The sequence below is a fragment of the uncultured Streptococcus sp. genome, assembly GCF_963545685.1.
GTDB lineage: Bacteria > Bacillota > Bacilli > Lactobacillales > Streptococcaceae > Streptococcus.
Map to the genome: position 1 here is coordinate 1 of NZ_CAUUKN010000069.1, position 6,101 is coordinate 6,101.

The window sequence follows — 6,101 nt, forward strand, 5'->3', positions numbered from 1 at the left end:
TGTCATTACACTTCCTCCATCAACATTAAAAGTGCTTTCATTATAACAAAATTCCTCAGCAAAAGCAGTTACTGAGGAAAGTTTGTCTTATTTAACTAAGATTGCTAGGGTTTGATAAGGTTTAAGAATTACTTTTTCAGCAAACTCAGCTTCCTCATAATTGGACAAGAGCACTCGCCCTGCTTGGTATTCTTCTGGAATCTCCACTTTAGCTTCACTTCCATAGAAATTATTGAGCACCAAAAGTTTTTGACCGTCTAAGTGGCGTTCAAAGGCGTAGACTTGTTGACTATCTTCAAGTGCTGGCTTATAGCTTCCTTCTGAAATGATAGGCAATTCTTTACGCAAGCGAATTAATTCTTTATAGAAGGTAAAGATTGGTCCATTAATCTCATTTGCAACGTTGATGTCTTTGTAAGATTTACCAGCTTTCAACCATGGAGTACCTGTTGAAAAACCTGCATTTAGAGAAGCATCCCATTGCATTGGCGTACGGGAATTATCACGTGACTTAGCTTGGATAATCTTAAAGGCTTGCTCAGGAGACTTGCCTTGGTCCAAAAGCATCTGGTAAGCATTAATAGATTCCACATCTACATAATCTTCCATAGAATCATAGTCTGGATCAATCATGCCAATCTCTTCACCCATATAGATATAAGGTGTTCCACGTGACAAGTGAATGCTAGCGGCTAGCATGGTCGCTCCTTCATTACGGAAGTTCTTGATATCCACAAAACGATTCAAAGCACGAGGTTGGTCGTGGTTATTCCAGAAGAGGGCACTCCATCCACCACGATCGCTCATTTCCTTGCCCCAAGTGTGGTAGAGACGCTTGAGCTCTTCAAAATCAAAGGGAGTAATGGTCCATTTTTGTCCATCTTGGTAGTCCACTTTTAAATGGTGGAAATTAAAGGCCATAGACAACTCATGACGTTCCGGTGCCGAATACAGAACACAGTTATCAATGGTTGTTGAAGACATCTCTCCCACTGTCATAAAACTATCGTCAGAACCGAAGGTCGCTTCATTCATCATGCGAAGATAATCATGCACGATGGGTTTGTCTGTATAAGCTGGTTTCCCTTCATTTTCTGGACAATCTACTAAAACCTCGTCCTTACCAATCAAGTTGATCACGTCAAAACGGAAACCTTTAACACCTTTGTCTCGCCAGAAATTGACTACCTTAAACAACTCCTTACGGACATTTGGATTACGCCAATTAAGGTCTGCCTGAGTCACGTCAAAGAGGTGGAGATAGTATTTCCCCGTATCTCCAAATGGTGCCCAAGCAGAGCCGCCAAATTTAGACAACCAATCGGTCGGTTGGTCCTGAATGAAGAAGAAATCTTGATAATACTTGTCTCCAGCAAGAGCCTTTTGGAACCACTCATGCTCCGTTGAGCAATGGTTAAGCACCATGTCTAGCATGAAGTCAATCTTGTGCCCTTTCCCAACTCGGACCATTTCTTCAAAATCAGCCATATCCCCAAATACAGGATTTACCGCTGTATAATCTGAAATATCGTAACCATTATCACGCTGTGGACTTGGATAGAATGGATTGAGCCAAACCATATCCACACCTAGTTCTGCCAGATAAGGAATCTTTTCAACAATCCCTCTAAAATCACCGATTCCATCCCCTGTTGTGTCCTTATAAGATTTTGGATAAATTTGGTAAACAACCTTTGTTTTATCTAATGCCATATTTAATTCCTTTTCCTAACTTTTAAGTGAAAGGGTGGGACTATCGTCTCCACCCCTTATGCATGATTATTTTGTACGATGAGCAATCATGAGAACATCACCACGTTTGATATCACGCGGAAGATTCCCTTCAACATCCGCTTGAAAATCATCTTGGTTTGTAATGATAACTGGAGTCTCAGTGACCAAACCAGCCTTCTTAATAACATCCATATCAAAGCTGATGAGTTTCTGACCCACAGTTACTTTGTCACCTTGTGCAACATGTGCCTCGAAACCTTTTCCGTCAAGGCTAACTGTATCCATACCGATGTGCATCAACATTTCAACACCTTCTTCAGAAACGATACCTACTGCATGCTTAGTTGGGAAGAGTACTGTCACTGTCCCATTTACTGGTGAAACCAATTCACCTTGACTTGGTTCGATAACAACACCCTGTCCCATCACACCTGATGAGAAGACTGGGTCTGTCGCTTGGCTAAGTGATTTAACTTGGCCAGCAAGTGGGCTAATAACCTCTGCTGTTTCAGCAAGAACAGTTGGTTCTACCAACCCTTCTGAAGCTTCTTTAAGTGCTTCTTGTGCTTGTCCATTTTCCTCTGTTTTCGTTAAAAATCCAGTTTTGTGGAAGAGGAATGTCAATACCATAGCAACTACAATATCAACAACCATGATAATCGCAAAGATTGCCCAATATTGAGGTTTAATAGAGAGAATAGCTGGAAGACCACCAATACCAATAGAGTTTGCTTGGACGCCAAAGACTGTTGAAAGCAATCCTGATAAAGCAGAAGCAGACATCCCTGCTACTAATGGATAGACATACTTAACGTTAACACCAAATAGTGCTGGTTCAGTGACACCAAGATAAGCTGAAATAGTTGCTGGAAGTGAAATCTGTGCTTCACGTTCATCATGACGTTTAATAAAGTAGTAAGCAAATACTGCTGAACCCTGCGCAATGTTAGAGAGGGCAATCATTGGCCATAATCCAGTACCACCAGCCGTACGCACCAATTCAAGGTCAATAGCATTAGTCATATGGTGGAGACCAGTGATAACGAAAGGCGCATAGATGGCACCAAAGACTGCACCAAAGAGCCATTTAACGGGACCAGTCAAGCCGGCCAATACCACACCTGAGATAAGACCTCCGAGCCACCAACCAATTGGACCAAGAACAGCATAAGAAAGGATAACTGCTGGAACCAATGACAAAAGCGGTACAAAGATCATTGAGATAACTTCTGGAATGTATTTACGCCAGAAAATTTCAAGATAAGAAAGTGTCAAACCAGCCAAAAGTGCTGGAATAACTTGTCCTTGGTAACCCACTTTTTCAAAACCAAGGATAAAGTGTGGAATATCTCCCGCAGCCTTGTGAGCCGCATATTCATAGGCACTAAGCAAACTAGGGTGAACCAAACAAATCCCAAGTACAATACCAAGAATTTGACTTGTCCCCATCTTACGAGATACAGACCACGTGATACCTACTGGCAAGAAACCAAAGATAGCACCACTGATAACCGAAAGGATTTCGTTAACCCCTTCCCAAAACTTGGAAACCTCAACAATTGTTTTTCCACCTAAATTACTGAACTGGATACTCCCCAAGACATTTTGAAGACCAAGAAGAAGCCCCCCAACTATCAAAGCTGGAATCAATGGTGTAAAGATTTCCGCCAGGGTTGTCATAACACGCTGAACCGGGTTCTGGTTACTCTTAGCAGCTGATTTAGCAGCTTCTTTTGAAACACCTTCAATCCCTGATACAGCAGTAAAATCATTGTAAAAAATTGGCACATCATTACCAATGATAACTTGGAATTGACCTGCATTCGTGAAAGTCCCTTTAACAGCAGGAATGGCTTCGATTGTTTTCACATCTGCCTTCTTGCCATCACCAAGAACGAAACGCATACGTGTCGCACAGTGAGTTACCGCTGTCACATTTTCTTTGCCACCGATTGCAACTAGCAGATCTTTAGCCTCTTGTTCAAATTTTCCCATTTGAATCTCCTTTTCTTTTTTGACAATATCTGATTGACTTGATAAACTGATTGTAAACGATTACAAATTTGTCTGCAAGTGTTCTGGGTTTTTTTGCCCATATTTTTTGAAAAAAATAATAGTTGTATGCTTTTTTACCAACAAGTAGGGAGGAAAATGAAAAAATATCAGGTTATCTATAAAGATTTAGAAAAAGCTATCCACAGCAAAGAATATCAAGTTGGAGACTTTCTGCCCACCGAGCAAGAATTAGTAGAAACTTTCGAAGTCAGTCGAGACACCATCCGAAAAGCATTGGCTTTACTCGTTGAAGAAGGGCTAGTTAAAAAGATTCATGGGTCAGGTTCTCAAGTTATTAGTCAAGAACAAGTGAACTTCCCTGTATCTGACTTAACCAGTTACCAAGAACTCATAAAACAACAAGGCATTAAATCACAAACCAACGTTATCTCTCTAGATAAAATCATCGTTGACACCAATCTCTCAGAAAAAACTGGATTTTCAAAAAGCCAACAGGTTTGGCGTCTTATTCGGCAAAGAGTAGTTGATGGCTGTGCCTCTGTCGTTGACATTGATTACCTGGATGCGAGACTTATGCCCCAACTCAGTCGCGGCATCGCTGAGAAGTCCATCTATGATTATCTTGAGAATCAGCTCCACCTTAGCATTTCTCATGCCTATAAAGAAATCACCATTGATAACACTACCGAGCAAGACAAAATCCTCATCGATATCGGCAAAGATCATCATATCGTCTGCATACGCTCAAAAGTTTATCTGAATAATGGAAATCAGTTCCAGTTCACTGAAAGCCGACATAAACTTGAAAAGTTCAAATTTGTCGATTATGCCAAGCGTCATCACTGAAGCTAAAGACCCAACTAACATAAAAAGTATCGGACGCTTATGTGTCCGATACTTTATTTAGTTTTTACGAATAGGATCTGCTAGATACTCCGCACGAGCACCACCAATCAACTTAGGTCGACTCGCCAAAGCAGTCACATGGGCACCACCTAATTCTGAAGCAATAGGGCGAAGAGGAACTTGAACCCTCTTCACATGCATGCCAATAGAGGTATCTCCAATATCAATACCAGCCTGAGCAACAATTTCTTCCACTTCAACAGGATCCTCCATGTAATCAAAAGCAGCCAACTGACCACTCCCACCAGCATGTAAGGTCGGAAGAACATTGACAATTTCCAAATCTTTAGCCAAGGCAAGCTCACGCTCAACAACTAAAGCCCGATTCAAATGTTCACAGCCCTGGACGGCCAAGTAAATACCTTTAGGTTCCAAAACCTCAAGAATAGTTTTTACAATTCGTTGACCGATTTCACGACTAGAAGCTTTTCCAATAATTCCACCAGCAACCTCACTGGAAGATAAACCTAAGACAAAGATAGCTCCACGTCCAATCGCCGAACAATCAACAATGTCTTCAACAAGTACACGTGTTTTCTCTTCTAAATCTAGCAACATCACAGCCCTCCTTTAAACAACAGCTGTATTCAAGATTCGAACAATAAGATAGTACAGAATCATAAAAAAGATAAGGAAAAACACCCCTAACAGTAGCAACTGCATACGACGCTTCTTACTTAGATTCCATGTAAAACCAAATCCCATCAAAAAAGGACCAAAACTATAGCTAAGCATAAACCATAGGTCTGCACGCGCTATGTGCCAAAAAGAAGAAATAAAAGCCACAAGACCTATTATGGATAAAATCCAAGAAAAAGCCCAACGATCTGATTTAGCCAATGCTAATCCGATTAAGAAGCAGCCCAAAGCAGGCATGATAATAAATGATAGGGTCATAAAATAAAACATGCCATTATTATAGCATGTTTTCTAGATTCATGTTAGTGGCGGTTAATAACACCATAAGCAATAGTGAATGCAATAGCAGCAATACCAACAACAATTGCCATAATGCTCCAAAAAATAGTCATAGCACGACGTCCCTTACGATTGTTAAAAGGAAGACCCCAACCAATCATGATAACACCAAGCAAGACAAGCCAAATTTTATAAGTGATAACAATCGCCCCATCAAAATAGGCAAAAGCAACCAAACCTAGACCTAGCAAGGAAATCAAATAAGACCACTTCCCCTTCAAAAATGAAGGCAAGGCCCAACCAAATAACAATAAACCAAGTAGAGCAAGAGCCCCACCACCAAAAAATACAGGTACAATATAATTATCAAACATATTCATATTATAGCATATCTTAAAAAGTTAGGAAATAGGTCCTATCATCTTAAAAGGGCCATGTCTTAAATACAGTTCAGATAGAAGATTAGTCTTTGTTTATCTACGGCTATCGTACCATCACCCGCTTGCTCAAGAAAATTCATAGTCTTG

At 40.6% G+C, this 6,101-nt stretch carries 5 protein-coding genes and 2 pseudogenes; 1 reads left to right on the plus strand and 6 read right to left on the minus strand.

The window, feature by feature from the left end:
* Window positions 1–87: 87 nt before the first annotated feature.
* The 3 genes and pseudogenes from treC to treP all read right to left on the minus strand — a co-directional run.
* On the minus strand, window positions 88–1,713 hold the full coding sequence (treC, locus tag RWZ99_RS08550; RefSeq protein WP_314678063.1) for an alpha,alpha-phosphotrehalase: 1,626 nt from the start codon (window positions 1,711–1,713) through the stop codon (window positions 88–90).
* Between the two features lie 66 nt (window positions 1,714–1,779).
* Window positions 1,780–2,235 (minus strand): annotated as a pseudogene (locus RWZ99_RS09400) (PTS glucose transporter subunit IIA); the annotation flags it as partial.
* A 74-nt stretch (window positions 2,236–2,309) separates the two neighbouring features.
* Window positions 2,310–3,729: pseudogene (gene treP, locus RWZ99_RS08555) on the minus strand (PTS system trehalose-specific EIIBC component); the annotation flags it as partial.
* A gap of 156 nt (window positions 3,730–3,885) precedes the next feature.
* Here treP and treR point away from each other — a divergent pair.
* The gene (treR, locus tag RWZ99_RS08560) at window positions 3,886–4,596 is read left to right on the plus strand and encodes a trehalose operon repressor (RefSeq protein ID WP_314678069.1); all 711 of its coding nucleotides are present in this window, start codon (window positions 3,886–3,888) and stop codon (window positions 4,594–4,596) included.
* Window positions 4,597–4,653: 57 nt separating this feature from the next.
* On the opposite strand, the gene RWZ99_RS08565 is transcribed toward treR, so the two are convergent.
* The 3 genes from RWZ99_RS08565 to RWZ99_RS08575 are packed head-to-tail and all read right to left on the minus strand — an operon-like array spanning window position 4,654 to window position 5,954.
* Window positions 4,654–5,214 (minus strand): TIGR01440 family protein, encoded by a 561-nt coding sequence (locus RWZ99_RS08565; RefSeq protein WP_314678071.1) that lies wholly within the window; start codon window positions 5,212–5,214, stop codon window positions 4,654–4,656.
* Between the two features lie 12 nt (window positions 5,215–5,226).
* Window positions 5,227–5,565 carry a hypothetical protein gene (locus RWZ99_RS08570; RefSeq protein WP_314678074.1) on the minus strand — a complete coding sequence of 113 codons (339 nt, stop codon included), beginning with the start codon at window positions 5,563–5,565 and terminating at the stop codon, window positions 5,227–5,229.
* 32 nt (window positions 5,566–5,597) lie between these two features.
* On the minus strand, window positions 5,598–5,954 hold the full coding sequence (locus RWZ99_RS08575) for a hypothetical protein (RefSeq protein ID WP_314678076.1): 357 nt from the start codon (window positions 5,952–5,954) through the stop codon (window positions 5,598–5,600).
* Window positions 5,955–6,101: the final 147 nt, after the last annotated feature.

Excerpts from the sequence above, each read along its gene's own strand:
- RWZ99_RS08565 (WP_314678071.1), bottom strand. The coding sequence starts at position 5,214 with ATGTTGCTAGATTTAGAAGAGAAAACACGTGTACTTGTTGAAGACATT.
- RWZ99_RS08570 (WP_314678074.1), bottom strand. The coding sequence starts at position 5,565 with ATGTTTTATTTTATGACCCTATCATTTATTATCATGCCTGCTTTGGGC.
- treR (WP_314678069.1), top strand. The coding sequence starts at position 3,886 with ATGAAAAAATATCAGGTTATCTATAAAGATTTAGAAAAAGCTATCCAC.
- treC (WP_314678063.1), bottom strand. The coding sequence starts at position 1,713 with ATGGCATTAGATAAAACAAAGGTTGTTTACCAAATTTATCCAAAATCT.
- RWZ99_RS08575 (WP_314678076.1), bottom strand. The coding sequence starts at position 5,954 with ATGAATATGTTTGATAATTATATTGTACCTGTATTTTTTGGTGGTGGG.